This window comes from Achromobacter sp. (assembly GCF_050285565.1).
In the GTDB taxonomy this organism is placed as follows: Bacteria; Pseudomonadota; Gammaproteobacteria; order Burkholderiales; family Burkholderiaceae_B; genus Achromobacter.
In genome coordinates, this window is sequence record NZ_JBLZXG010000005.1 from 160,005 (window position 1) to 184,918 (window position 24,914).

Below are 24,914 nucleotides of genomic sequence, written 5' to 3' on the forward strand. Positions count from 1 at the left end.
TGTTCGCCAGCGCCGCCCCCTCGCGCGCGCCCGGCCATGGCCGGATTGTAGCCAGCGGACCCGGCCCGGTCCGCCGCCGCCTTACAATTCCGGGATTCCACCCAGGTTTTCATCATGCCCACACGCCGCATCATCCTTTCCGGGCTCGCGCTCGACGCCCGCATCGGCATCCTCGAACACGAACGCCGCGCCACCCAGCCGCTGCACGTCGATGCCGAATTCGACGTCGACATCCAGCGCGCGGTCGATGACCACGATATCCACAGCGTGCTGGACTACCGCCGCCTGCGCGAGGCCATCGTCGAGGAATGCACCCAGGCGCACGTGAACCTGATCGAAACCCTGGTCGAACAAGTCGCCGCGCGCCTGTTGGCCGACTTCCATGAAATCCGCTCGCTGCGCCTGCGCATCAGCAAGCCCATGGCCTTTTCCGACTGTGCGGCGGTGGGCGTGGAAATCCAGATCTCGCGTTGACCATGAACGATATCGCCTCTCCCGACATCCGCGCCGTGGCGGACCACACCGCTGCGGCCGGCCCCGACGACAAGAAGGCCCGCCACGAAGGCAACAAGCTGACCAAGCGCCTGGCGCGCGAGACCACCCGCGCCCTCTCCGACTACAACATGATCGAGTCGGGCGACCGCGTGATGGTGTGCCTGTCGGGCGGCAAGGACTCGTATGCCATGCTGGACATCCTGCTCCAGCTGCAAAAGCGCGCGCCGTTCCCGTTCGAGCTGGTCGCGGTCAACCTCGATCAGAAGCAGCCCGGCTTTCCCGCCGACATCCTGCCGCGCTACCTGACCGAACTGGGCGTGAAGTTCCACATCGAAACGCAGGACACCTACTCCATCGTCACGCGCGTGCTCGAAGAGGGCAAGACGATGTGCTCGCTCTGTTCGCGCCTGCGCCGCGGCATCCTGTACCGCGTGGCCTCGGAGCTGGGCGCCACCAAGATCGCGCTCGGCCATCACCGCGACGACATCCTGGCCACCTTCTTCCTGAACCTGTTCTACGGCGGCAAGGCCAAGGGCATGCCGCCCAAGCTGGTCTCCGACGACGGCCGCCACACGGTCATCCGGCCGCTGGCCTACGTGCCGGAAACCGACCTGATCGCCTACGCCGAACTCAAGCAGTTCCCGATCATTCCCTGCAACCTGTGCGGTTCCCAGGAAAACCTGAAGCGCAAGGAAGTCGGCCGCATGATCAAGGAATGGGACCGGCAGCATCCGGGCCGTTCGTGGAACGTCTTCAACGCGCTGTCGCGGGTGGTGCCGTCGCACTTGATGGACCGCGACCTGTTCGACTTCGTCGGCCTCAAGCCGACCGGCGTGCCGGACGCCAACGGCGACACGGCGTTCGACGCGGTCGATCCGTCGAGCGACGCGGACGAAGCCTGTGGCGACACGCCCGCCAAGCCCGACGCCGCCGGCATCGTCGAAAAGAAAGTGACCTTCACCCGCGGCTGAACGCCGCTCCGTCGGCGCGCCGCCCGGACGGCTAAAGGCCCCGAAACCCCACCCGGCGGTGGATCTTTCGGGGCCTTTTCCGTTGAACCGTTTCAGGCGTTCAACACCCGCACCGGCTGGCCATCACGCCAGGCCTTCACGGCCGCCAGCGCATTGCGATAGAAGGCTTCGAAGTTCTCGCGGCTGACGTAGCCCAGGTGCGGCGTCAGGATGACGTTGTCCAGGTCGCGCACGCTGTCGGTCGGCGACAGCGGCTCTTCCGGATAGACGTCCAGCCCGGCGCCAGCGATGCGGAATTTCACCAGCGCGTCCATCAGCGCAGCCTGATCCACCAGGCCGGCGCGTGACGTGTTCACCAGGTAGGCGGTCGGCTTCATCGCGGCCAACGCGGCGGCGTCGACGATGTGGCGGCTGCGTTCGGACAGGATCAGGTGCAGGCTGACGACGTCGGAGGTCGAGAACAGCTCGTGCTTGTCGACCCGCGTGACGCCCGCCTCGGCGGCGCGTTCGTCGGTCAGGTTGGGGCTCCAGGCCACCACGTCCATGCCGAAGGCCAGGCCGACCTTGGCCACCGCCGCGCCCAGCTTGCCCAGCCCCAGCACGCCCAGCCGCTTGCCGGCCAGGGGTTCGGGCATGCCGGTCTGCCACATGCCACGGCGCATGGCGGCGTCTTCGGCGGGCAGGTGCTTGAACAGGCCGAGGATGTGGGCCCAGGCCAGTTCGGCGGTGGCGGTGCTGGCGTCGGCGCTGCCTGGCGCGCCGCTGACCACGATGCCCCGCGCGGCGCAGGCCTGCATGTCGATGGCGTTGTTGCGCATGCCGGTGGTGACCAGCAGACGCAGTTGCGGCAGCGCGCGGATGCGTTCGGCCGGGAACGGCGTGCGTTCGCGCATGGCCACGATCACGTCGAAGGGCGCGAGCGTGGCTTCGACCTGATCGTCGGGGATGAAGTTGTTGAAGATCCGGACTTCGGCGTCTCCGCCCAGGGATCCCCAGTCCGCGTAGCGCTTGGCGACGTCGTGGTAATCGTCGAGTATTGCGATTTTCAAGTCTGTCTCCGGGTGGCGTGGCGCGCCTGGCGCCAGCCTGCCCGGCCGGCACCCTGCGCGCCGGTCAGTTCAATCGTGCCTTGAGCTGATCCAGGGGCAGCGCGCCGCTGATGCGCGAGCCGTCGGCAAAGAACAAGGTGGGGGTGCCGCGCACCATCAGCTGCTTGCCCAGCGCCAGCAGTTTGTCTTCGGGCACGCTGCAATTGGCGACGGCCGGCTTCTTGCCGCGCAGCATCCAGTCATCCCAGGCCTGGCCCGGGTTCGAGGCGCACCAGACATCGCGCACCTTGGCGTTGGAGTCCGGCGACAGGATCGGGTACAGGAAGGTGTAGATGGTGATGTTGTCCACGCCTTCGAGGGTCTTGCGCAACTGCTTGCAGTAGCCGCAGTTGGGATCCTCGAAAATCGCGACCTTGCGCGAGCCGTCGCCCTTGACCTGCTTGAGGGCCAGATCCAGCGGCAACTGGTCGAACGGGATCGAACCGAGTTTTTCCTGCGCCTCGCGGGTGACGTCGCGCCGCGTCATGGCGTCGATCAGCGGCCCTTCCATGACCCAGGTCACTTTTTCATCGGTGTAGATCAGGTCCATGCCCACCTGCACCTCGAACAGCCCGTAGGGCGTGCGCCGCACCGCGGTCACGTCCATGCCGGTGAAGCGCTGCTTGAAACGTTCCTTGACCGCGTCCGCCTGGGGATCGACCGGCGCCACCTGGGTGGTGGAATAGCGCTTGCTGTCCTTGTCCGCCTGACCGAGCGAGGTGGTGGAAATGGATTTGTCGCCGGCGGCGTGCGCCACGGCGCCGGACAGGCCCAGGCCCGCGGCCACGAAGCTGGCGGCCAGCGCGGCGGGAAGACGGAAATTCATGCAGACTCCTGTATTGATCGTGACATATCGCGGTCGTTGGCCAAAAGCGTAACCGATGCGCTCCCCTGCTCAGGGCCCCGGCGCGCCGGGGCGAGCCGGAATCAGACCTGCCGACCGCTGCCGGGTTCCCTGCCGGCGGCGCCGGCTCAGTTGCGCGAGGCCCCCGCGATCAGGCGCCGCTTGATCGACGGCGCACGCTCGACCCAATGCATGCCGGCGTTGCGCAGCCAAGCCAGCGGCATGGCGCGCGAACCGAACAGCTTGTGCAGGCCATCGGTGGCCAGCCGCAGGGCCAGCACCGGCTCGGCGCGGGCGCGCTGATAGCGATGCAGCACCCGCAGATCGCCCGCCTGGCGGTAGGGTTCGCGGCCGGCCACGGTGCGCGCCAGCGCTTCGACGTCGCCCAGGCCCAGGTTCAGGCCCTGCCCCGCCAACGGATGCAGGCGGTGGGCGGCGTCGCCGGCCAGCGCGATGCCGGGCGCCACCATCTGGGCGCGCTCCAGCGTCAGCGGAAAGCCATGCAGTTTGCTGCGCACCTTCAGGCGTCCCAGGCGGCCCTGCGCCGCGTGTTCCAGCAGCGACTCCAGCCGGGCGGCCTGGGCTGGGGCGGGCAGCGCCAGCAATTCCTGGGCCTGCGCATCGCGCATCGACCAGACCATCGACACCTGGGAGCCATCGGCCGTATCCGGCAGCGGCAGCAACGCCAGCACGCCGTCGTCGCGGAACCACTGGAAGGCGGTGCCCTGGTGGGCGCGCTCGGCGTCCAGGTTCACCACCAGCCCGGTGTCGTTGTAGGAAACGGCGTCATGCTTGAGACCGGCGGCGGTGCGCAGCGGCGAGGCCGCGCCGTCGGCGCCGACAAACAATTCGGCCTGGATGCGCGCGCCGCTCTCGGTTTCCACCGTGCCGGCCTGGTAGCCGGTGCAACGGTCTTCCAGCCAGGGGATGCCGAACATGCGCACCGCCTGGATCAGCACCCGCTCGATCTCGCCGGACTCGACGATCCAGGCCAGTTGCGGCAGGGCCGCCTGCCAGGCGTTCAGGTGCACCAGGCCGTCGGCGTCGCCATGGATCTCCATGGCCTGCACCGGCGTCAGGCGGGCCGACGGCAACGCGTCCCACACGCCCAGCTCGGCCAGGAAACGCTGGCTGGCGGGCGAAATGGCGTAGACGCGCGCATGGTAATGATTGGGGTCGGCCGGCGGCACGGTCACGCGCGGCGCCAGCAGAGCCACGCGCTGGCCGCGACGGGCCAGCGCCAGGGCCGAAGACAGGCCGACGATGCCGGCCCCGCAAACCACGATCTGGTGTGTCATCTTGCGCTCGGCTCCCCGGCCTGCTTGGGCCACAGCAACCACATCTGGCCACGCTGCTTCATGCGCCCGGCCTGCTGGCCGGCCTCGTCGCCGTAGCCCCAGTAAAAGTCGGCGCGCGCCGCGCCGCGGATCGCGGTGCCGGTGTCCTGCGCGAACACCAGGCGCTGCAACGGCCGGTCGGAGGCCGGGTAAGTGGTGGCCAGGAACACCGGCGTGCCCAGCGGCACGAAACCGGCATCCACCGCGATCGCGCGCTTGGGCGCCAGGTTGACGCCGTAGGCGCCCTTGGGGCCGAGTTCGGGGTCGATCACCGGCTCTTCGCGGAAAAACACCACGGCCGGGTTGGCGTTGAGCATCTCGGGCACACGCTTGGGGTTGCGCTGCGCCCAGGCGCGGATGTTCTGCATGGAGGCCTGGTCGGCCGACAGCTCGCCGCGATCCGCCAGCCAGCGGCCGATGGAAACGTAGGGCTGGCCGTTGTGGTCGGCGTAGGCCACGCGGATCGTCTTGCCGCTGTCCGGGCCGTCGGTCAGCAGCACCCGGCCCGAGCCCTGCACCTGCAGGAAGAAATTATCGACCGGATCGTCCACCCACACCACCACCGGCGGGCGGCGGCCGGAGGCCTCGATGGCGGCGCGGGTGTCATAGGGCACCACGCGCTTGCCGTCGAGCTTGCCGCGCACGCGCTTGCCGGCCAGATCCGGGTAGACCGAACCCAGGTCGATGGTCAGCAGGTCGGCCGGCACCGCGTACAGCGGCCATTGGTAGTTGCCGCCCTGGCGGCGCGAGCCGCGCACCAGCGGCTCGTAATAGCCGGTGACGGTGTTGGTGGCCGGCTTGCCGTCGGCCGCGTTCAGGCGCCAGGGTTGCAGGTAGGTCTGCAGGAAACGGCGCACGCCCTCGGGGTCGTTGGCGGCCGGCGCCCGCGACGGGTCGGCCGCGGCGGCACAGACCGGCTGCCAGGCGCGCGGCGTGGCGCGCGCGGGCGCGGCCAGGTTGCCGCTGGTGGGACGCATCAGCCCCTTGCAGTTGCGCAGGAACAGGGGCCAGAACTGGCTCAGGTCGTCGTTGCTCCAACCGGGCATCTCGGCCCAGGTGCCGGCCTTGAACTTGCCGGCCAGCGCGCGCGGCGGCGTATCGGGCAGGGCCGACAGCGGCGGCACCACTAGCGGGCCGTCGGCGGCCGTGGGGCGGGTACCGGGCGCGCCGGGCTCGCCGGATTCGGGCGGGATCTCAGAGGGGGTGGTACATGCCGCCAGCAGAACCGACAGCACGGACAGGCTAAGAATGCGCTTCATGAGCAGATGGAAAACCGTACAACGTAGGGCCGCGCCCCGTCAGTGCAGGGTGCGCGGCATGGCCAGGACGAATTCGGGGATCGGCACTTCGAACGGAATGCCGTTCTCGCCGACGCAATGATAGGTGCCGCGCATCGTGCCGACCGGCGTGGGCAGAGGGCAGCCGCTGGTGTACTCGAAGGTTTCCCCGGGCGCCAGCAAGGGCTGCTGGCCCACGACGCCCAGCCCGCGCACTTCCTGCACCCGCTGGTTGCCATCGGTGATAATCCAGTGGCGGCTGATCACCTGGGCCGGGTGTTCCCCGGTGTTGGTGATGCGCACCGTATAGGCGAACACGAATTGCTGCTCGCCGGGATCGGACTGTTCAGGCACGAAGCGCGGAGTGACGGAGACGCTCAGGTCGTAGGGTTTCACAGTCCTTTCCTGTGTGGCACGAGCAAGCTGCAATAATGGCACATTATGCCCTCACCCACCCCGAACACCATGGCTACCACCACCCGCATCACCCCCAGTATCCTGTCCGCCGACTTCGCCCGCCTGGGCGAGGAAGTGCGTGACGTCGTCGCCGCCGGCGCCGACTGGATCCACTTCGATGTGATGGACAACCACTACGTGCCCAACCTGACCATCGGCCCGATGGTCTGCGCGGCGATCCGTCCCCATGTTTCCGTGCCGATCGACGTGCACCTCATGGTCGAGCCGGTGGACGCCCTGGTGCCGATGTTCGCCAAGGCCGGCGCCAACTACATCAGCTTCCACCCCGAAGCCAGCCGCCACGTCGACCGCACCCTGTCGCTGATCCGCGAGAACGGCTGTAAGGCCGGCCTGGTGTTCAACCCCGCCACGCCCCTGTCGTACCTGGACCACGTCATGGACAAGGTCGATCTGGTGCTGATCATGTCGGTCAACCCCGGCTTCGGCGGCCAGAGCTTCATCCCCGGCGCCCTGGCCAAGCTGCGCGAGGCCCGCGCCCGCATCGACGCCTGGACCCAGGCCGGCGGCCAGGAAATCGTGCTGCAGGTGGACGGCGGCGTGAAGATCGACAACATCGCCGAGATCCGCCGCGCCGGCGCCGACACCTTCGTGGCGGGCTCGGCCATCTTCGGCAAGCCCGACTACCCCGGCATCATCAAGTCCATGCGCGAGCAGATCGCCATCGGCGAAACCACCGCCGTCTGAGGAACCCCGCCATGACTCCCTTTCGCGCCGCGCTGCTGGATCTGGACGGCACCCTGCTCGACTCCATCCCCGACCTGGCCTTCGCCGCCAACGCCATGCGCGTGGAACTCGGCCTGATCGCGCTGCGCGAGGATGTCGTGGCCACCTTCGTCGGCAAGGGGGTGGACAACCTGGTGCGCCGCAGCCTGGCCGGCAGCCTGGACGCGGCCGACCCCTCGCCCGAGGACTTCGCCCAGGCGCGCGAGGCCTTCTACCGCCACTATCACCTGGTCAACGGCGAACGCGCCCAGGTCTACCCGGGCGTCATCGAAGGCCTCAAGCACATGCGCGAGCAGGGCCTGAAGCTGGCCGTGGTCACCAACAAGCCCACCGAATTCACCCTGCCGCTGCTGCAACGCACCGGCCTGGCCGGGTTTTTCGACGCGGTGGTGTGCGGCGACACCTGCGCGCGCCGCAAGCCCGACCCGGACCAGGTGCTGCACGCCTGCGAACTGCTGGGCGTGACGGTGGCCGAGGCCGTCACCATCGGCGATTCCATCAACGACGCCCAGGCCGGCCGCAGCGCCGGCACCCAGGTGCTGGTGGTGCCTTACGGTTACAACGAAGGCCGTGACGTGCGCGAGCTCGATGTCGATGGTATAGTTGACACGCTCGTCAACGCCGCCCAGTGGGTGGCGCTCTGGAATCAGAACCAGAACGCCGCCAAAGCCCAGGCCTGAAGCCGGGGCCGGGTTGCCTGCCGATACTTTTGAATACCGAACCGCTATCACCCAGATGAACGTTTCCATCCAGAACCAGATGCTCGGCGCCTCGTGGCGCTGGTGGCGTTTGTCTTCCGGGTGGCGATGATTCCCTTCCCGGCCCTGGACGCGTCCCAGCCTCCCAGCGCCGATACTGTGTAGAACACAGAGCCAAGCCCGGAACCAGTCACCTGGACCGGGCTTTTTGTTGTGTGCCCGGTCCGCCAGCAGATACCCATCGCCCACGAGACCCGCCATGACCGAAATCGAATTCAAAGCCCTCGCCGCCCAAGGCTACAACCGCATCCCGCTGGTGGCCGAGACCTACGCCGACCTGGACACCCCGCTGGGCATCTACCTGAAGCTGGCCCACGCCGGCCCGCAGGCCGGCCGCATGACCTGCCTGATGGAATCGGTGGTGGGCGGCGAACGCTTCGGCCGCTATTCCTTCATCGGCCTGCCGGCCCGTACCGTGATCCGCGCCAGCGGCACCCGCACCGAGGTGCTGCACGACGGCAAGGTGGTGGAAACCCATGACGGCGACCCGCTGGCCTTCATCGAGCAGTACCAGGCCCGTTTCAAGGTGGCCCTGCGCCCCGGCATGCCGCGCTTCTGCGGCGGCCTGGCCGGCTATTTCGGCTACGACACCGTGCGCCACATCGAGCCGTGCCTGGGCCCCGCCGTCAAACCGTTCCCGGCCGGCATGGAAGGCGGCACGCCCGACCTGATGCTGATGCACGTGGACGAACTGGTCATCGTCGACAACCTGGCCGGCCGCATCTACCTGATGGTCTACGCCGACCCGGGCCAGCCCGAGAGCTACAGCCGCGCCCAGCAGCGCCTGCACGACCTGCGCGCGCGCCTGCGACGCCCGGTCGAAATCCCCTACAGCCACGCCAGCATGCAGACCGAAGAGCGGCGCGACTTCAAGAAGGAAGACTACCTGGCGGCCGTGCGCCGCGCCAAGGAACACATCGCCGCCGGCGACCTGATGCAAGTGCAGATCGGCCAGGTCATCGCCAAGCCGTTCCGCGATTCCCCCCTCTCCCTGTACCGCGCGCTGCGCTCACTCAACCCCTCCCCCTACATGTACTTCTGGAACTTCGGTGATTTCCAGGTGGTGGGCGCGTCGCCCGAGATCCTGGTGCGCCAGGAGCGCGTGATGGTGGACGGCGCGCCGAAGTCGCAGGTCACCATCCGCCCGCTGGCCGGCACCCGCAAGCGCGGCGCCACGCCCGAGGAAGACGCCGCCCTGGCCGCCGAGCTCAAGGCCGACCCGAAGGAAGTGGCCGAGCACGTGATGCTGATCGACCTGGCCCGCAACGACGTCGGCCGCGTCGCCGAAGTGGGGTCGGTCAAGGTCAGCGACACCATGGTGATCGAGCGCTATTCGCACGTGATGCACCTGGTGTCCAACGTCACCGGCAACCTGAATCCCGGCATGAGCAGCATGGACGTGCTGCGCGCCTCGTTCCCGGCCGGCACCTTGACCGGCGCGCCCAAGGTAGAGGCCATGAAGATCATCGACGAACTCGAACCCGTGCGCCGCGGCATCTACGGCGGCGCGGCCGGCTACCTCAGCTACGGCGGCGAAATGGACGTGGCCATCGCCATCCGCACCGGCGTCATCAAGGACGGCACGCTGTACGTGCAGGCCGCCGCCGGCATCGTCGCCGACTCCAACCCCGAAGCCGAATGGGCCGAGACCGAGGCCAAGGCCCGCGCCGTGCTGCGCGCCGCCGAACAGGTCCAGCACGGCCTGGACGAGCCCATCTGAGACGCCCGCCGCCCCCAATGACCGCCCCGGGCCGCTTGCCGGCCCGCCTGGAGAAAAAAATGCTGTTGATGATCGACAACTACGACTCGTTTACCTACAACCTGGTCCAGTACTTCGGTGAACTGGGCGAGGACGTGCGCGTGGCGCGCAACGACCAGATCACCCTGGAAGAGATCGCCGCGCTCAACCCCGACCGCATCTGCGTGTCGCCCGGCCCCTGCTCGCCGGCCGAGGCCGGGATCTCGGTGCCGGTGATCCAGGCCTTCGCCGGCAAGAAGCCGATCCTGGGCGTGTGCCTGGGCCACCAGGCCATTGGCGCCGCCTATGGCGGCAACATCATCCGCGCCCAGCAGATCATGCACGGCAAGACCGTGCAGATCTCGCATACCGGGACGGACATCTTCACCGGCCTGCCGACGCCTTACACTGTCATCCGCTACAACTCGCTGACCATCGACCCGGCGACGCTGCCCGAGTGCCTGGCCGTGACCGCCACGGCGCCGGACGGCGACATCATGGGGGTGCGCCACAAGACGCTGCCCCTGTACGGAGTACAGTTCCACCCCGAATCCGTGCTCAGCGAACACGGCCACGCCCTGCTGCGCAATTTCCTGAACCTCGCCTAAGAAGGACGCACCGTGACGATCTCCCCCTCCGAAGCGCTGACGCGCTGTATCGAACACCGCGAAATTTTCCACGACGAAATGCTGCACCTGATGCGCATGCTGATGCGCGGCGAGATGTCGCCGCAGATCGCCAGCGCCTTGCTGATGGGCCTGCGCGTGAAAAAGGAAACGATCGGTGAAATCACCGCGGCCGCGCAGGTCATGCGCGAATTCGCCACGCCGGTGGTCACGCCCCACCCCGAAGACCTGCTGGACATGTGCGGCACCGGCGGCGACGGCAGCCACACCTTCAACATTTCCACCACCGCCATGTTCGTGGCGGCGGCGGCCGGCGTGCCCATCGCCAAGCATGGCAACCGCAGCGCCTCGTCCTCCTGCGGCAGCGCCGACGTGCTCGAAGCGCTGGGCGCCAACCTGGTGCTCACGCCCGAGCAGGTGGCCGAGTGCATCCAGGCCACCGGCATCGGCTTCATGTTCGCGCCGGCGCACCATGGCGCCATGAAGAACGTGGCCGCGGTGCGCAAGGAACTGGGCGTGCGCACCATCTTCAACATCCTCGGCCCGCTGACCAATCCGGCCGGCGCCGCCAACCAGTTGATGGGCGTGTTCCACCCCGACCTGGTCGGCATCCAGGTGCGCGTGCTGGAACGCCTGGGCTCGCGCCACGTGCTGGTGGTGCACGGCAAGGACGGCATGGACGAGGCCTCGCTGGGCGGCGCCACCATGGTGGGCGAGCTCAAGGACGGCAAGGTCAGCGAGTACGAAATCCACCCCGAGGACTACGGGCTATCCATGATGTCCAACCGCGGCATCAAGGTGTCCAATCGCGAGCAGTCGCGCGAGCTTGTCATCGAAGCGCTGGACAATGTCGAGGGCACCGCCCGCGACATCGTCGCGCTCAATGCAGGCCTGGCCATTTACGCCGGCAACAAAGCCGATTCCATTCCCGCAGCGTTAGCGCTAGCATTCGAACTGATTTCCACCGGCGCGGCGCGAGCCAAGCTGGAAGATTTCTGCGCATATACCCGGAAATTCCAGAAATGAACGATATTCTCGCGAAGATCCTCGCCGTCAAGGCCGAGGAAGTCGCCGCCGCGCGCCAGATGCGCAGCGAGGCCGAAGTCCTGCGCGAGGCGCAGGCGCGCCAGGACGTGCGCGGCTTCGCCCAGGCCATCGAAGACAAGATCTCGCAGGGCAAGGCCGGCGTCATCGCCGAAATCAAGAAAGCGTCGCCCTCCAAGGGCGTATTGCGCGAGACCTTTCAGCCCGCTGAAATCGCGGCCTCGTACGCCGTGCACGGCGCGGCCTGCCTGTCGGTGCTGACCGACGTGCAGTTCTTCCAGGGTTCGCACGACCACCTGCGCCAGGCGCGCGCGGCCTGCTCGCTGCCGGTGCTGCGCAAGGACTTCGTGATCGATCCCTACCAGATCATCGCCGCCCGCGCGATGGGCGCCGACTGCGTGCTGCTGATCGTGGCCGCGCTCACGCCCACGCAATTGCGCGAGATGGAAACGCTGGCCATGGAACTGGGCATGGACGTGCTGGTGGAAGTGCATGACGCCCAGGAACTGGACGTGGCGCTAACGCTCAAGACGCCGCTGCTGGGCATCAACAACCGCAACCTGCGCACCTTCGAGACCAGTCTGCAGAACACGCTGGATCTGTTGCCGCGCATTCCGGCCGGCAAGCGCGTGGTGACGGAAAGCGGCATCCTCAAGCCGGAAGACGTGAAACTGATGCGCGCGCACAAGGTCGACGCCTTCCTGGTGGGCGAGGCCTTCATGCGCGCCCAGGACCCGGGCGCCGAACTGGCCCGCGTGGTCGGCTGAGCCGGCCCGCTTGCCCACGCGCGGCGCGGCCGGGGCGGCATCGCATGCGCCGCCTCGGCCGCGCGCGCGTTCGCCTTCATGCCGGGCGCATCCGCGCCAGCCCCAACGCCGCCGCCCGCCGGTACAAGGTGCTGCGATGCACGCCCAGCGCGCGCGCCGCGGCGCTGACGTTGCCTGCGTGCGCCGCCAGCGCCGCGCGGATCGCCTCGTCGGCGATGGCCTGCAGGCTGGCCGCGCCCGCGACCGTGGCCGGCGCCTGCGCCATCGGCACGCCACGGATCTCCGCCGGCAGCATTTCCTCATCGACCCTGCCCGACGCGCCCGCCAGCACATGCAGCGTGCGCAGCACCGCCACCATCTGGCGGTAGTTGCCCGGCCAGGCATAGTGCGCCAGCGCGTCCTCGATGCCGCTCGGCAGCGCCGGGCCGCTGCCCTGCGCAGCCCATAGCGTGCGCAGCAGTTCGCGCAGGTCGGGACGGGCGCGCAGCGGCGCCAGCGTCACGGTGTATTCGGCGATGCGGAAGTACAGATCGGGCCGTACCGGGGCATCCGGGCCATCGTGCGCCAGCGCGCGATGGGTCGCGCACACCAGGGCGAAGTCCACCGCCACCGGCCGCGCCCCGCCCAGCGGCGAGACTTCGCGCGATTGCAGCACGCGCAGCAGGCGCGCCTGCAGCGCCAGCGGCATGTCGCCGATCTCATCCAGGAACAGCACGCCGCCATGCGCCTGCCGCAGCAGCCCTTTGCTGCCCTGGCGGCGCGCGCCGGTGAAAGCGCCGTCTTCATAGCCGAACAGCTCGGATTCGATCAGGCTCTCGGGCAGCGCGGCGCAATTGACCGCCACGAACGGGCCGGCGGCGCGGCGGCTGCGCGCGTGCAACTGACGCGCGAAGATTTCCTTGCCCGCGCCCGTTTCGCCCTGCAGCAGAATCGATACCCCCGCGTCCGACAAATGCACCGCGCGCGCCAGCGCGCCCAAGGTGGCGGCGTCGAAGCTGGCGGGGTCGCGGCGCGCCACCGGCCGCGCCGGCGCGGGCGCGGCCGGCAGGCGCAGCGCCGGTTGTGAAGCGGCCTGGGGACGCGCCCGCGGCAGGCGCAGGCGCGCGTGGTAGACCGCGCCACCGCGCGCATGCACGCGTCCGGCCGCGTCGGGAGCCTGTTCCAGATCGCCCTCGAACAGATCCGCGTAGCGATAGACGCCCAGCGCCGTGGCCGCCAGGCCCAGCACCTGCATGGCGCGGCGGTTGGCGCCCACCAACAGGTCGCCTTCAAAGGCCAGCAGCGCCTCGCCGGGCGTGCCCAGGCCGGAACGGTCGGCATGCAGGCGCAGCACGGCGCAGGGCTCATGCGCGCTGTCGAACAGCCGGTGTTCGATCAGGTCGACCGCCGCCCGCACCAGCGCCAGCACGTCCGGACGCACCTCGCGCGCCGGACGGGACAGATCCAGCACGCCCAGCATGCGGCCTTCGCTGTCGGTGATGGGCACCGCGGCGCAAGTCAGGATGCGGTTGGGCTCGAAGTAGTGTTCGGCGCCGTCGACGATGATGGGCCGGCCTTCCACCAGCGCGGTGCCGATGGCGTTGGTGCCGGCGGCCGCCTCGTCCCAAGGGGCGCCGGGCATCAGGGCCACGCGCGAAGCGCGTTGCGCGAAATCGATATCGCCGTCGCTATCGAGCACCAGGCCCTGCGCATCGGACAGGATCACCAACCCGTCGCTGCCGCCCTCGCGCCGCAACAGCGACATGGCCGGCTCCGACATCCGCCGCAAGGCTTCGTTGCGTTGGCGCGCTTCGCGCAATTCGACGGCGGTCATGGGTTCGGCGCGGCGCGCCCCGCGCATGTCGATCCCCAGGTCGGCGCAGCGGCGCCACGAGCGCAGGATGGGTTCGGCGACCAGCCCGCCGGGCACGACGCCTTGCTGGTTGAACAGTTGGCGCGCCTGCGACAGCGACTGCCAACGGGATTGAGTAGCCATGCATGTCTCCTTGAACGGTGTTCTGCGACACCTGTTCCGCGACGGTGTCGCGAAACGCGACACCATGGGGCGGCGATAGACCCTCCACGTGCTGTTGCGGCGCGTGAAAATCTACTTTCGCACGCGGCAAGCGCGCTTGTCCAGCCGCGTCCCCCGACATGGCACGCGCTTTGCTTGAAGTGAAGCAGGCACCCGACTGCCGTTACACCGATCTATACGGAGACAAGCATGGACATCGCGACCCGCGTCACCCCCGAATCCTATGGCACCCGCCTGGACCTCAGGACGCAGTACGACAACTTCATCGACGGCAAATGGCAGGCTCCCGCCGACGGCGAATACTTCGACAACTTCACCCCGGTCACCGGCCAGGTGCTGACCCGCAACGCGCGCTCGAAAGAACGCGATATCGAGCTGGCGCTGGATGCCGCGCACCGCGCCGCGCCCAAATGGGGTGCGACCCCCGCCGCCGAACGCGCGCAGATCCTGATGCGCATCGCGGACGTGATGGAAGCCAATCTGGAACGCCTGGCCACCGCCGAGACCTGGGACAACGGCAAGCCGATCCGCGAAGCCCGCGCCGCCGACATCCCGCTGGCGATCGACCACTTCCGTTACTTCGCCTCGTGCATCCGCAGCCAGGAAGGCGGGCTGTCCGAGATCGACCAGGACACGGTGGCCTATCACTTCAACGAACCGCTGGGCGTGGTCGGCCAGATCATTCCGTGGAACTTCCCGATCCTGATGGCCGCGTGGAAACTGGCGCCGGCGCTGGCCGCGGGCAACTGCGTGGTGCTCAAGCCGGCCGAGCAGACGCCGCTGGGCATCCTGCTGCTGATGGAACTGATCGGCGACCTGCTGCCGCCGGGCGTGTTCAACGTGGTCACCGGCTTCGGCCTGGAAGCCGGCAAACCGCTGGCCTCCAGCAAGCGCATCGCCAAGATCGCCTTTACCGGCGAGACCACCACCGGCCGCCTGATCATGCAGTACGCGTCGCAGAACATCATCCCGGTGACGCTGGAGCTGGGCGGCAAGTCGCCCAACATCTTCTTTGCCGACGTGGCCGCGCAGGACGACGACTTCCTGGACAAGGCCATCGAAGGCTTCGTCATGTTCGCGCTGAACCAGGGCGAGGTCTGCACCTGCCCCAGCCGCGCGCTGATCCAGGAATCGCTCTACGACAAGTTCATGGAACGCGCCCTCAAGCGCGTGGCCGCCATCAAGCAGGGCAACCCGCTGGACGGCGACACCATGCTGGGCGCGCAGGCCTCCACCGAACAACTGGAGAAGATTCTGTCGTACCTGGACATCGGCAAGCAGGAAGGCGCGGAGGTGCTGGCCGGCGGCGCGCGCGCCCAGATGCAGGGCGCGCTCGAAGGCGGCTACTACGTGCAGCCCACCGTCTTCAAGGGCCACAACAAGATGCGCGTGTTCCAGGAAGAAATCTTCGGGCCGGTGGTGGCGGTGACCACGTTCAAGGACGCCGACGACGCGCTGGCGCTGGCCAACGACACGCTCTACGGCCTGGGCGCGGGGGTCTGGTCGCGCGACGCCAACACGTGCTATCGCATGGGCCGCGCCATCAAGGCCGGGCGGGTCTGGACCAACTGCTATCACGCCTATCCCGCGCATGCGGCGTTCGGCGGCTACAAGCAGTCGGGCATCGGCCGCGAGAACCACAAGATGATGCTCAACCACTACCAGCAGACCAAGAACCTGCTGGTGAGCTACTCGCCCAAGAAACTGGGTTTCTTCTGACCCACGGGCGATGCCCGCCGGCGTGTGGCGGACCGACCCATGGCGGGCCGGCCCGCGCCGCGCCGGCGCGGCATCGCGGGAGCCGCATCATGCCAGGACCCACCCCGCGCGTGGTCGCCACCGACGCGGCGCGCGCGCTGATCCAGACCTTGCGCGCCAAGCACGGCCCGCTGATGTTCCACCAATCGGGCGGCTGCTGCGATGGCAGTTCGCCCATGTGCTACGCGCAGGGCGAATTCATGGTCGGCGGCTCGGATGTGCTGCTGGGCGAACTGGAGGGCTGCCCGTTCTACATGGGCGAGGATCAGTTCGCGTATTGGGAACACACCCAGCTCATCATCGACGCCGTGCCCGGGCGCGGCGGCGCGTTCTCGCTCGACAGCGCCGAAGGCAGGCGCTTCCTGCTGCGCTCGCGGCTGTACTCGGACGACGAATGGGCCGGCGTGGCCCCGGTCACGCGCGGTTGAGGCCCACGCCCCGGGGCGTCCAGGGAACGTGGCGCGTCAGGGCCGGCGCGGCCCGCCGTCCTTGCCGGGCGGTTGGGCGCCAGCGGCCTGTTGCTGCCACTGGAACGACACGCGGCGCATGCGCGCGGCGCGGAATTGCGTGAACGAACGGCCACCCGGCATGGGCGCGCCGCGTAGCGGACTGCTGGTGTTTTTCATTGCGGGAAAAGCGTTGGCGGAAAAAAATCTACGGTTGCCTGGCGGCGCCGGTCAGGCCGGCGGCGTTGACGAACGGATGGACGCGCCCACGGACATCAGCCGGCCGCGGCGGCCCAGGCGCTGACGGGCGCGCGGCGGGTCCATTCCAGCGCGTCCTCGAGGCGATCGTTGCCCCAGAACATTTCGCCATCGACCAGGAAGGTCGGGGCGCCGAACAGACCCAGGTGGCGGGCTTCATCGACCCGGCGGCGCAGCGCCTCCTTGGCCGCTTCAGACTTGCCGCGCGCGATCAGCGCATCGGCATCGAGCGCCAGGTCGGTCAGCAGCGAATGCACCACATCCTCGGCCTGGATATCCTGGTCGTGCTGGAAATTGGCGCGGAACACGGCCAGGCAGAAATCGCGGCCCCAGGGCTCGTCCTGGCCCAGCAGCGCGATACGCGCCGGCAGCACGCTCATGCGCGGGAACAGGCGCGGCCGGTTGTAGGGCACACCGTATTTTTCCGCCAGGCGCGCGATGTCGCGCATCATGTAGGCGCCCTTGCCGGGGAACAGGCGAAACGGCGTGTCGTTCCAGCCCTGGGCCTGGAAAATCGGGCCCAGCAGGAACGGCCGCAAGTCGACCCGCACGTCGGCCTGCGCCGCCAGGTCGCCAATGCGCTCGATCGCCAGATAGCTGTAGGGACTGGCGAAATCGAACCACATCTCGAGACTCGGCGTGGCGGACAGGGGCGCATTCATGGCAAGAGCTCCAACGGCTGGGGAACCTGGGAAACCAGGGCGACCTGCGCATCCGGCAGGCCGCCGAGGACGACGTCGCGATCGCTGTCCACGATGATGGACTGGCCGGCTTGCTGCCGCGTCACCCGTCGCCTGAGTCATATTGGACGCCGCAGGCGTTATATTGCACAAGCGAAATTTCCGCCGCATACGCATGAGTTTTACGAATGTCATACCCCCTGGCCAAACTCCCCCCGCTTGACCTGGTTCGAGGCTTCGTGGCCGTGGGCCGCCGCATGAGCATCACGTTGGCGGCGCAGGATCTGCACGTGACGCAGTCGGCGGTCAGCCGCCAGATCCGGGCGCTGGAGGCCCACCTGGGGGTGCCGCTGCTGGTGCGCGGCTTTCGCAGCGTTTCGTTCACGTCCGAGGGCGCGCAACTGTTCCGCATGGCCGACACCTGGCTAAGCCAACTGGGCGACCTGACCGAGCAATTGCGCGCCCCGGAGCGCCGCACGCCGGTCACCGTCACCACCACCATCGGCGTCGCCTCGCTGTGGCTGCTGCCGCGCCTGGGGGATTTCCAGGCCGCGCATCCGCACATCGACGTGCGGGTCGCGGCCGACAACCGGGTCATCGACATCGACCGGGAAAGCGTCGACATCGCCATCCGCTACAGCCTGCGCGACACCGTGCCGGATGGCGCGGTCTGGCTGTTCGGCGAGTCGGTGGTGCCGGTGGCGCACCCCTCGCTGCAGGTGCGCGCCCTGGATGCGCGCGAGTTGCAGCGCCACGTGCTGCTGGAGTTCGACGACCCCACCCGGCCCTGGCTGCAATGGTCGGAATGGCTCAACGCGCGCGGCCTGGGCCGGGTGCGGCCCAAGGGCATGCTGCGCTTTAACCAGTACGACCAGATCGTGCACGCGGCGCTGGCCGGCCACGGCATCGCGCTGGGACGGCTGGCGCTGATCGCGCCGATGCTGGCGGACCGGCGCCTGGCCACCGTCGGCGGCCAGCCGGCCGATGCTACCGAGCACGCCTACTGGCTGGTGCGCAACGCGCGCCGCAGCACCCCGGACGCCGAGATCGTGACGCGCTGGCTGGTGCAGCAAGCGGCGACCACGGCGCGCCTGCTGACCCCGGAAACGAGCTGATAAAGGGCGATGGCGCCAGCCATGCCGACACTTTCAGACCAACGAACCGGCGCGCGACCTTGTGCGAATCGCTACAAGTTGTATACAAACCTTCATAGATTCGCGTCTCCCCTCCTGTACATTCCTGCCTGCATACCAGGCACGGGTCCGAGCTCCCCCTGCGAATAAACCCCGCGCCCCGTCCCGCTGACGGGCGCGCGGGCCCATTACCGCCGCTTTCGCGGCGCGGCGTTCCGCTCTTCTTTCATGGCGCAGATGAGGCTTTTCCGTTCCCCCAATGCCTGGCAAAACTGGTTCCTCAATTTCCAGCGCTCCTTCCTGATCCTGCTGGCGCCGTGGCTGGTGTCGGTGCTGGCGCAAGGCGCCGGCCGCCTCTATCTTCTGACCACCTATGCGCCGCCGGGCACCTATGCGGCCTTGCCGCAGGACATCAACCGCACGCTGGCGGTCGGCCTGCTGTTCGACATGAAAGTCGCGGCGATCGCGTTTTCGGCGCCGCTGCTGGCCGCCCTGGTGCTGGCCGCGCGGCCGGCCGCGCACGCGCGCTGGCTGCGTTGCCTGCCCGGCCTGGGCGCGGTGCTGGCCACGCTGTTCGCGGCCAGCACGGTGGTGAGCGTGTATTACTTCGCGACCTTCTCGCGCTCGATCGATCTCTTCGTGTTCGGCCTGATGGACGACGACACCCAGGCCATCCTGACAACCCTGTGGCACGGCTATCCGGTGCTGCGCACGCTGGCGCTGCTGGCCGCCCTGCTGGGCGCCACCTTCTGGCTGGTGCGCCGCTGGGGCGCCCATGTCCTGCGCGCGCGGCTGGCGCGCCGCGCCCTGGCCCCGAGCGCGCTGCGCCTGGCGCTGATCATCGCCCTCACCGTGCTGGCTTGCCGCGGCTCGCTCGGCACCTTTCCGCTCAACAAGGACGATACCGGCATCTCGTCGCTGCGGTTGCTCAACGACATCACGCCCAACGGCATTTCGGCGTTCTTCTGGGCGCTGTCCGAGCGCGACAACGACAAGCGCTTCACGCCCGTGACGAACGCCGAAGGCGAGGCGCTCTACCAGCGCTTCCTGGGCCGTCCGGGCCATGGCCTGCAACCCTTCATGGCCACCACCGGCGCCAATCCCGAGGCCCGCGCCCGGCCGCCGCACGTGGTGCTGCAAATCATGGAGAGCATGGGCCACCACATGAACCAGTTCGACCGCCCCGGCCGCGACCTGCTCGGCGCCCTGCGGCCGCATTGGCGGCAGGACTGGCGCTTCGACCGCTTCCTGTCCGAAGGCAACGGCACCATCGATTCGCTCAGCCGCCTGCTGGTGCGCAGCCCGGTACTGGCCACCAGCCAGTCGTCCGCCGCCACCGCCACCTTCGCCAGCAATGCCTTCGCGCCGTTCCTGGCGCGCGGCTACCGCGTGGTGTTCGTCACCTCGGGCGCGGCCACCTGGCGCAACCTGGGCCGTTTCGCCACCCACCTGGGCGCGCAGGAATTCGCCGACCAGCTGACCCTGCGGCAACGCTATCCCGAGGCGCAGCCGGGCGCCTGGGGCGTGCCTGACGAATACATGTTCCGCTATATCGCCGATCGCCTGGCGCGGGCGGACCGCGACGGCGAACCCCTGTTCGTCATCGCCCTGTCCACCACCCACCATCCGCCCTTCCTGGTGCCCGAGGGCGGCCTGCGCGGCGGATTGGACCTGATCGACATCGAGCGCCTGCCCTACTACGCCAACTGGACCGGCCTGGCCGACGCCTTCGACACGCTGCGCTACGCCAATGACCAGTTGGGCCGCTTCCTGACCGGCCTGAAAGCCTCGGCCCAGGGCGGGCGCACCATCGTCGCGGTCACCGGCGACCACAACATCCTGGGCGTCGACTATGCGCGCGACAGCGATGCGGTGCTGGCGCGCGCCGTGCCCTTCTATTTGTACGTGCCGCCCGGCTATCGCGGGCAATCGACCTACGATCCGTCACGCCCCGGCAGCCACAAGGACATCCTGCCCACGCTGTACCACCTGAGCTTGCCGGACACGCCCTACTTCCGCAGCGGCTGCGACCTGCTGGCCGCCCGGCCGGATCCGCAATGGTGCTTCGGCTTCAACAATCCGCGATTGCTGATCACGCGCGACGGCGCCTACCAGCACGACCGCCCGGGCCGCATCCAGCCGTGGGCGGGCCCGACCGGCCTGGCGCTGGCGCCCGAGCAGGCCGCGTCGCCGGCACAGGCGGCCGAGCAGGCGCGGCTCGGCGCGTACGGCCCGCTGCTGCAATGGCAGATCAACTACCAGGTGCAGCACCAGGTGGCCCTGCGGGCGGACCGCCCCTGAGGGGGCCGCCCCCGGCTGCCGGGCTCGCTGCGGGCCGTATCGGGCACTAGTCGACCCGCACCAGCGGGTCGCCGGCAACCATCTCGCCGACCACCGCGGCATCCGCGAAACCCTGCGCGCGGAACAGCTCCAGCACCGCCTGCGCCGTTTCCGGCGCGCACGCGACCAACAGGCCGCCGGCGGTCTGCGGGTCGGTCAGCAACGCCCGTTCGACCTCCGTCACGTCCGCGCCCAGCCGCACGGATTCGCCGTACGAGGCCCAGTTGCGGCCCGAGGCGCCGGTAATCACGCCATCGGCGGCGAAGGCTTGCACGCCCGGCAGCCACGGCAGCGCGTCGCGCCGCAGCTTCGCGGTCAACCCCGCGCCGCGCGCCATCTCCAGCGTGTGGCCCAGCAGGCCGAAGCCGGTGACGTCGGTGATGGCATGCACGCCGTCCAGCGCCGCCAGCGCCGGGCCGGGGCGATTCAGGCGAGTGGTGGTTTCGATCATCACCCGGTAGCCCTGCGCATCCAGCCGGTTCTTCTTGAGCGCCGCCGACAGGATGCCCACGCCCAGCCCCTTGCCCAGCACCAGCACGTCGCCAGCGCGGGCATCGGCATTGCGCTTGATGCGGGCGGGGTGCACCAGCCCCATGGCCGCCAGACCGTAGATCGGCTCGACCGAATCGATGCTGTGGCCGCCGGCCACCGGAATGCCGGCGTCCTTGCAGACCGATTCGCCGCCGCGCAGGATGTCGGCGATGACGGCGTGCGGCAAGACGTTGATCGGCATGCCGACGATGGCCAGCGCCATGATCGGCGTGCCGCCCATGGCGTACACGTCCGACAGCGCGTTGGTGGCGGCGATGCGGCCGAAATCGTAGGGATCGTCGACGATGGGCATGAAGAAGTCGGTGGTGGCGATCAGGGCCTGCTCGTCGTTGAGCCGGTAGACCGCCGCGTCGTCGGCCGTCTCGGTGCCCACCAGCAGGTCGGGGTAGCTGGCGGCCGGCCCGAAGCGCGCCAGCAACTGCGACAGCACGCCGGGCGCGATCTTGCAGCCACAGCCGCCGCCGTGCGACAGCGAAGTCAAGCGCGGCACCGCCGCGGACGCTGCATCCTGGGTCATGTCAGTCTCTCCATAAGTGATCGGAAAAGGATAGCATCGCGCCCCCGAATAGCCCTATGATGAACTGGCAGCAACGGACGGCCGCCCCGCCACCGGGCGCACCGACAGCCAAACTTCACCGTGCGTGAGGGCTCCATGGATCGCCGACACTTCCTCCGTTTCTCGGGCGCCCTGTGCGCCGCCCAGGCAGCCTTGCCCCTGGCCGCGCGCGCCGGACAGGCGCCCGTCAGCGCCGACTGGCGCGGCTTCGAACTGACCACCCATATCCAGATCCTCGACCCGGGCGCCCACCCGCGCCTCTGGATCCCGCTGCCCTACGCCAGCGATACGGACTACCAGCGCGGCGCGCACAGCGCCTGGCTGGTCAGCGGCGGGGGTGACGCGCAACGGGTGCAGGCCCCCGGCTATGACGTGCACATGCTCGCCGTGCAGTGGCCCCACGCCCAGGCACCGCGCGAGGTCACGGTGACCAGCCGCTTCCAGACCCGCAACCGGCGCGTGGATTTGACCCAGCCGCCGCAAGGCGCGCCACGCGAAAGCCCCGCCATCCTGCGCGAGTACCTCAAACCCACCGCGTTGCTGCCCACCGACGGCATCGTCAAGACCACCGCCGACCGCATCACCCGGGGCCACTCGGACGCGCTGGCGCGGGCCCGGGCGATTTACGACTGGGTGGTCGACAATACCTGCCGCACCGCCGCCACGCGCGGCTGCGGCATCGGCGACGTGCGCTACATGCTCACCGCCAACGACCTGAACGGCAAATGCGCCGACATCAATGCGCTGTTCGTCGCCCTGGCGCGCGCCGCCGGCATCCCGGCCCGCGACGCCTACGGCCTGCGCGTGGCCGATTCGCAGCTCGGCTTCAAGAGCCTGGGCAAGGCCGGCGACGTCACGAAGGCGCAGCACTGCCGCGCCGAGTTCTACGCCGACGGCTATGGCTGGATCCCGGTCGACCCCGCCGACGTGCGCAAGGTCATGCTCGAAGAGCCGCCCGGCGACCTGCCGGCCACCGACGCCCGCGTGCGCGCCGCCCGTGTCATGCTGTTCGGCGCCTGGGAAATGAACTGGGTCGCCTACAACCATGGCCACGACGTGGCCCTGCCCGGCACCGCGCATGGCCCCGTGCCGTTCCTGATGTACCCCAACGGGGAAACCGCCGACGGCCGCCTCGACAGCCTGGACCCGGACAGTTTCCGCTACACCCTGACCGCGCGCCCGCTGTCCGCCTGAGCCGCCGCCCATGGCCAGCCGCCGGCTGCTGTTGCAATCCGCCCTGTCGCTGGCGGCCCTGCCCGCGTGCGTCCGCGCCGCCGCCAGCGACAGCGCCCTCCAGGCCGCGACCGGCCCCGACTGGGCGCCCTGGAACGCGCCGACCCCGCCGCTGGTCCTGCCCGACCTTTCCGGCCGCGAACAGAAGCTCGCCGCCTGGCGCGGCAATGTCGTCATCGTCAGCTTCTGGGCCACCTGGTGCGCCCCCTGCCGCGACGAGATTCCCCTCATGTCGGCGATGCGAAGAAGGCCTGCGCCTGGTCGCCGTCAACGTCGGCGAGGCGCTCGGCAAGATCACCACCTTTCTGGGCAAATGGCCGGTGGCCGGCGCCGTGCTGCATGACCGCAACAGCAGTGCCGCCAGGAAATGGAATGCGGTCGGCCTGCCCGCCAACTACCTCGTCGACCGCGGCGGCAGCGTCCGCCACTGGCACCTCGGGGCGCTGGACTGGCAGGCCGAGCGCATCACCCGCGCCGTCACCGGCATGCTGCGCGCGTAACCCGCGCCATCCGTCGCAAGCGCCAGTACGCCTTGAGCAGGCGACGCAGGTCGCTCACGCCGCGCGCATGGCGCACCAGCCGCGGCCAGGCGCGCAGGTCGAGCATGGCGCGCGCCAGCGGGGCACGCAGGCGAGGATCGTCGAGGTCCTTGCGCAACAGATCCACAAAGCACAGGAGTTCATGCAGGACGTGGCGGATGATCGAGATGCGCGTGCCGCGCCCCAGATCCCGGCGCAGGGACTGGCGCAGCAGCCCTTCGATGATGCGCACATAGCTGGCGCCGCGCCATTGGCGCACCTCGGGCGAGGGCGACAGGGTGATGGAATCCGGGTTGCGGCGATAGCCATACACGGGCTCGGGCGCGAAGCCGATCCGCTGCGCCACCAGGGCCAGGCGGGTGGTCCAGAGAATATCCTCGTGAAACAGCGAGGGGTCGAACGTCAGCCGGTGCCGGGCAATGAGTTCACGCCTGATCAGTTGCAGGCAGACATAATGCGGCCATTCGCGGGCCGCGACGCAGTGCGTGATCCAGTCGGGCCCCGCCAGGATCCGGGCAACGGGCTGCCTTGACAGGATAGCGGGCCTGGGCACGTTGGGCGGCGCCTGCGTGAAGCGATACGCGTTGCCAATCAGCACATCGAGATCCTGCGCGACGGCCTGCTCGTGCCAGTTGGCGAGCCCCGCGGCGGGCAGCAAGTCATCGGCATCGGCGAAGGCGATCCAGGCGCCGCGCGCGGCCTGCAGGCCGGTGTTGCGCGCGGCGCCCAGCCCGCGATGGGCTTGCGGCATGAGCCGCAGGCGCGCGTCCCGGGCGCCATGGGCCTGCAAGATCGCCAGGCTGCGGTCGGTGGAGCCGTCGTCGACCGCGATTACCTCGAGGTTCATCGCGGCGTCGCCCAACAGCGAGTCCAGTTGTTCGGGCAGGTACCGCTCGCAGTTGTAGACTGGGACGATCACGCTGATCAGGGGCGCGATGGGTTCGACGTGGCGCATATTCGGTGGGGTAAGGCGGCGGGAGGCGCGCGCCTTGAACCCCATCGGTTGCCGCGGGTCTTCGATGAAGGGGGCTCTTGTGCCAGGGACAGGCGCGGGTGGATCGCTAAGCTACGCCGGATTCCCGGGCCCGGGAGCCGAGGCCTGTGAATGCAAGACCCATCCGAATAGCCACGGCCTCGGCGGCAAAGGGCGCCGCCGGAAAGCGTGGCGGAAGGCAGCAGGAGTCGAACCTACCTGGGAACGTCTGACGCCCCCAACCGGGTTTGAAGCCCGGCCGTGCCACCGGACACGGATGCCTTCCT

The 24,914-nt window shown here is 69.0% G+C and carries 25 protein-coding genes and 1 tRNA gene; 15 read left to right on the forward strand and 11 right to left on the reverse strand.

The features are described 5' to 3' along the window. The first annotated feature begins 114 nt into the window (after window positions 1–114). Both folB and ttcA read left to right on the forward strand, forming a co-directional pair. A complete protein-coding gene (gene folB, locus ACN6O8_RS12015) occupies window positions 115–474 on the forward strand; it encodes a dihydroneopterin aldolase (RefSeq protein ID WP_006386740.1) in 360 nt (119 codons plus the stop codon). Window positions 475–476: 2 nt separating this feature from the next. Further along, window positions 477–1,466, forward strand: coding sequence for a tRNA 2-thiocytidine(32) synthetase TtcA (gene ttcA / locus ACN6O8_RS12020; protein WP_427991271.1), 990 nt, complete (start codon window positions 477–479; stop codon window positions 1,464–1,466). 92 nt (window positions 1,467–1,558) lie between these two features. On the opposite strand, the gene ACN6O8_RS12025 is transcribed toward ttcA, so the two are convergent. From ACN6O8_RS12025 to apaG, 5 genes are all read right to left on the reverse strand, one after another. After that, window positions 1,559–2,515 carry a D-2-hydroxyacid dehydrogenase family protein gene (locus tag ACN6O8_RS12025; RefSeq protein WP_427991272.1) on the reverse strand — a complete coding sequence of 319 codons (957 nt, stop codon included), beginning with the start codon at window positions 2,513–2,515 and terminating at the stop codon, window positions 1,559–1,561. A gap of 64 nt (window positions 2,516–2,579) precedes the next feature. Beyond that, window positions 2,580–3,380 carry a DsbC family protein gene (locus ACN6O8_RS12030; RefSeq protein WP_427991273.1) on the reverse strand — a complete coding sequence of 267 codons (801 nt, stop codon included), beginning with the start codon at window positions 3,378–3,380 and terminating at the stop codon, window positions 2,580–2,582. Between the two features lie 146 nt (window positions 3,381–3,526). After that, window positions 3,527–4,696, reverse strand: coding sequence for a UbiH/UbiF family hydroxylase (locus ACN6O8_RS12035; RefSeq protein WP_427991274.1), 1,170 nt, complete (start codon window positions 4,694–4,696; stop codon window positions 3,527–3,529). Beyond that, a complete protein-coding gene (gene mltA, locus ACN6O8_RS12040) occupies window positions 4,693–5,994 on the reverse strand; it encodes a murein transglycosylase A (RefSeq protein WP_427991275.1) in 1,302 nt (433 codons plus the stop codon). The genes ACN6O8_RS12035 and mltA overlap by 4 nt, the downstream gene beginning before the upstream one ends. Before the next feature lie 39 nt (window positions 5,995–6,033). Beyond that, window positions 6,034–6,408 (reverse strand): Co2+/Mg2+ efflux protein ApaG, encoded by a 375-nt coding sequence (gene apaG, locus ACN6O8_RS12045; protein WP_049070807.1) that lies wholly within the window; start codon window positions 6,406–6,408, stop codon window positions 6,034–6,036. Between the two features lie 45 nt (window positions 6,409–6,453). On the opposite strand from apaG, the gene rpe reads away from it, so the two are divergent. The 6 genes from rpe (at window position 6,454) to trpC (ending at window position 12,145) form a co-directional block, all read left to right on the forward strand. Next, window positions 6,454–7,173: a ribulose-phosphate 3-epimerase gene (rpe, locus tag ACN6O8_RS12050; RefSeq protein ID WP_427991276.1), complete on the forward strand. Its 720-nt coding sequence runs from the start codon at window positions 6,454–6,456 to the stop codon at window positions 7,171–7,173. A gap of 11 nt (window positions 7,174–7,184) precedes the next feature. Beyond that, a complete protein-coding gene (locus ACN6O8_RS12055) occupies window positions 7,185–7,892 on the forward strand; it encodes a phosphoglycolate phosphatase (RefSeq protein WP_427991277.1) in 708 nt (235 codons plus the stop codon). 277 nt (window positions 7,893–8,169) lie between these two features. Further along, on the forward strand, window positions 8,170–9,690 hold the full coding sequence (trpE, locus tag ACN6O8_RS12060) for an anthranilate synthase component I (protein ID WP_427991278.1): 1,521 nt from the start codon (window positions 8,170–8,172) through the stop codon (window positions 9,688–9,690). A gap of 59 nt (window positions 9,691–9,749) precedes the next feature. After that, window positions 9,750–10,316: an aminodeoxychorismate/anthranilate synthase component II gene (locus tag ACN6O8_RS12065; RefSeq protein ID WP_427991279.1), complete on the forward strand. Its 567-nt coding sequence runs from the start codon at window positions 9,750–9,752 to the stop codon at window positions 10,314–10,316. A gap of 12 nt (window positions 10,317–10,328) precedes the next feature. After that, the gene (trpD, locus tag ACN6O8_RS12070; protein ID WP_427991280.1) at window positions 10,329–11,360 is read left to right on the forward strand and encodes an anthranilate phosphoribosyltransferase; all 1,032 of its coding nucleotides are present in this window, start codon (window positions 10,329–10,331) and stop codon (window positions 11,358–11,360) included. After that, window positions 11,357–12,145 (forward strand): indole-3-glycerol phosphate synthase TrpC, encoded by a 789-nt coding sequence (gene trpC / locus ACN6O8_RS12075; RefSeq protein ID WP_427991281.1) that lies wholly within the window; start codon window positions 11,357–11,359, stop codon window positions 12,143–12,145. Before trpD ends, trpC begins: the two co-directional genes overlap by 4 nt. Before the next feature lie 76 nt (window positions 12,146–12,221). On the opposite strand, the gene ACN6O8_RS12080 is transcribed toward trpC, so the two are convergent. Beyond that, complete coding sequence (locus tag ACN6O8_RS12080; RefSeq protein ID WP_427991282.1) at window positions 12,222–14,120, reverse strand: sigma-54-dependent Fis family transcriptional regulator; 1,899 nt, start codon at window positions 14,118–14,120, stop codon at window positions 12,222–12,224. 228 nt (window positions 14,121–14,348) lie between these two features. Between ACN6O8_RS12080 and adh the strand changes: the two genes are divergently transcribed. Further along, a complete protein-coding gene (gene adh / locus ACN6O8_RS12085; protein ID WP_427991283.1) occupies window positions 14,349–15,878 on the forward strand; it encodes an aldehyde dehydrogenase in 1,530 nt (509 codons plus the stop codon). 89 nt (window positions 15,879–15,967) lie between these two features. Then, window positions 15,968–16,345, forward strand: coding sequence for a DUF779 domain-containing protein (locus tag ACN6O8_RS12090; RefSeq protein WP_427991284.1), 378 nt, complete (start codon window positions 15,968–15,970; stop codon window positions 16,343–16,345). A gap of 36 nt (window positions 16,346–16,381) precedes the next feature. Here the strand turns inward: ACN6O8_RS12090 and ACN6O8_RS12095 are convergent, their stop codons facing one another. Next, a complete protein-coding gene (locus tag ACN6O8_RS12095; protein ID WP_427991285.1) occupies window positions 16,382–16,543 on the reverse strand; it encodes a hypothetical protein in 162 nt (53 codons plus the stop codon). A gap of 95 nt (window positions 16,544–16,638) precedes the next feature. After that, window positions 16,639–17,283: a 2-hydroxychromene-2-carboxylate isomerase gene (locus ACN6O8_RS12100; protein ID WP_427991286.1), complete on the reverse strand. Its 645-nt coding sequence runs from the start codon at window positions 17,281–17,283 to the stop codon at window positions 16,639–16,641. A gap of 206 nt (window positions 17,284–17,489) precedes the next feature. Here ACN6O8_RS12100 and ACN6O8_RS12105 point away from each other — a divergent pair, with 206 nt between their 5' ends. Together ACN6O8_RS12105 and ACN6O8_RS12110 are read left to right on the forward strand one after the other, a co-directional pair. Then, window positions 17,490–18,416 (forward strand): LysR substrate-binding domain-containing protein, encoded by a 927-nt coding sequence (locus ACN6O8_RS12105; RefSeq protein ID WP_427991287.1) that lies wholly within the window; start codon window positions 17,490–17,492, stop codon window positions 18,414–18,416. Between the two features lie 255 nt (window positions 18,417–18,671). Continuing rightward, window positions 18,672–20,735: an LTA synthase family protein gene (locus tag ACN6O8_RS12110; RefSeq protein ID WP_427991288.1), complete on the forward strand. Its 2,064-nt coding sequence runs from the start codon at window positions 18,672–18,674 to the stop codon at window positions 20,733–20,735. 46 nt (window positions 20,736–20,781) lie between these two features. Here ACN6O8_RS12110 and selD read toward each other — a convergent pair whose 3' ends face one another. Then, complete coding sequence (gene selD, locus ACN6O8_RS12115) at window positions 20,782–21,843, reverse strand: selenide, water dikinase SelD (RefSeq protein ID WP_427991289.1); 1,062 nt, start codon at window positions 21,841–21,843, stop codon at window positions 20,782–20,784. Window positions 21,844–21,978: 135 nt separating this feature from the next. Between selD and ACN6O8_RS12120 the strand changes: the two genes are divergently transcribed. Genes ACN6O8_RS12120 through ACN6O8_RS12130 form a run of 3 tightly spaced genes read left to right on the forward strand, consistent with a single transcriptional unit; the run spans window position 21,979 to window position 23,615 of the window. Then, window positions 21,979–23,076 carry a transglutaminase-like domain-containing protein gene (locus ACN6O8_RS12120; protein WP_427991290.1) on the forward strand — a complete coding sequence of 366 codons (1,098 nt, stop codon included), beginning with the start codon at window positions 21,979–21,981 and terminating at the stop codon, window positions 23,074–23,076. A 10-nt stretch (window positions 23,077–23,086) separates the two neighbouring features. Then, the gene (locus tag ACN6O8_RS12125; protein WP_427991291.1) at window positions 23,087–23,458 is read left to right on the forward strand and encodes a TlpA family protein disulfide reductase; all 372 of its coding nucleotides are present in this window, start codon (window positions 23,087–23,089) and stop codon (window positions 23,456–23,458) included. Then, the gene (locus ACN6O8_RS12130) at window positions 23,448–23,615 is read left to right on the forward strand and encodes a peroxiredoxin family protein (RefSeq protein ID WP_427991292.1); all 168 of its coding nucleotides are present in this window, start codon (window positions 23,448–23,450) and stop codon (window positions 23,613–23,615) included. The genes ACN6O8_RS12125 and ACN6O8_RS12130 overlap by 11 nt, the downstream gene beginning before the upstream one ends. On the opposite strand, the gene ACN6O8_RS12135 is transcribed toward ACN6O8_RS12130, so the two are convergent. Together ACN6O8_RS12135 and ACN6O8_RS12140 are read right to left on the reverse strand one after the other, a co-directional pair. After that, window positions 23,593–24,609 carry a glycosyltransferase gene (locus ACN6O8_RS12135; RefSeq protein WP_427991293.1) on the reverse strand — a complete coding sequence of 339 codons (1,017 nt, stop codon included), beginning with the start codon at window positions 24,607–24,609 and terminating at the stop codon, window positions 23,593–23,595. The genes ACN6O8_RS12130 and ACN6O8_RS12135 overlap by 23 nt on opposite strands. 208 nt (window positions 24,610–24,817) lie before the next feature. Then, window positions 24,818–24,913: transfer RNA gene (locus ACN6O8_RS12140), tRNA-Sec, on the reverse strand. Window position 24,914 lies beyond the last annotated feature (1 nt).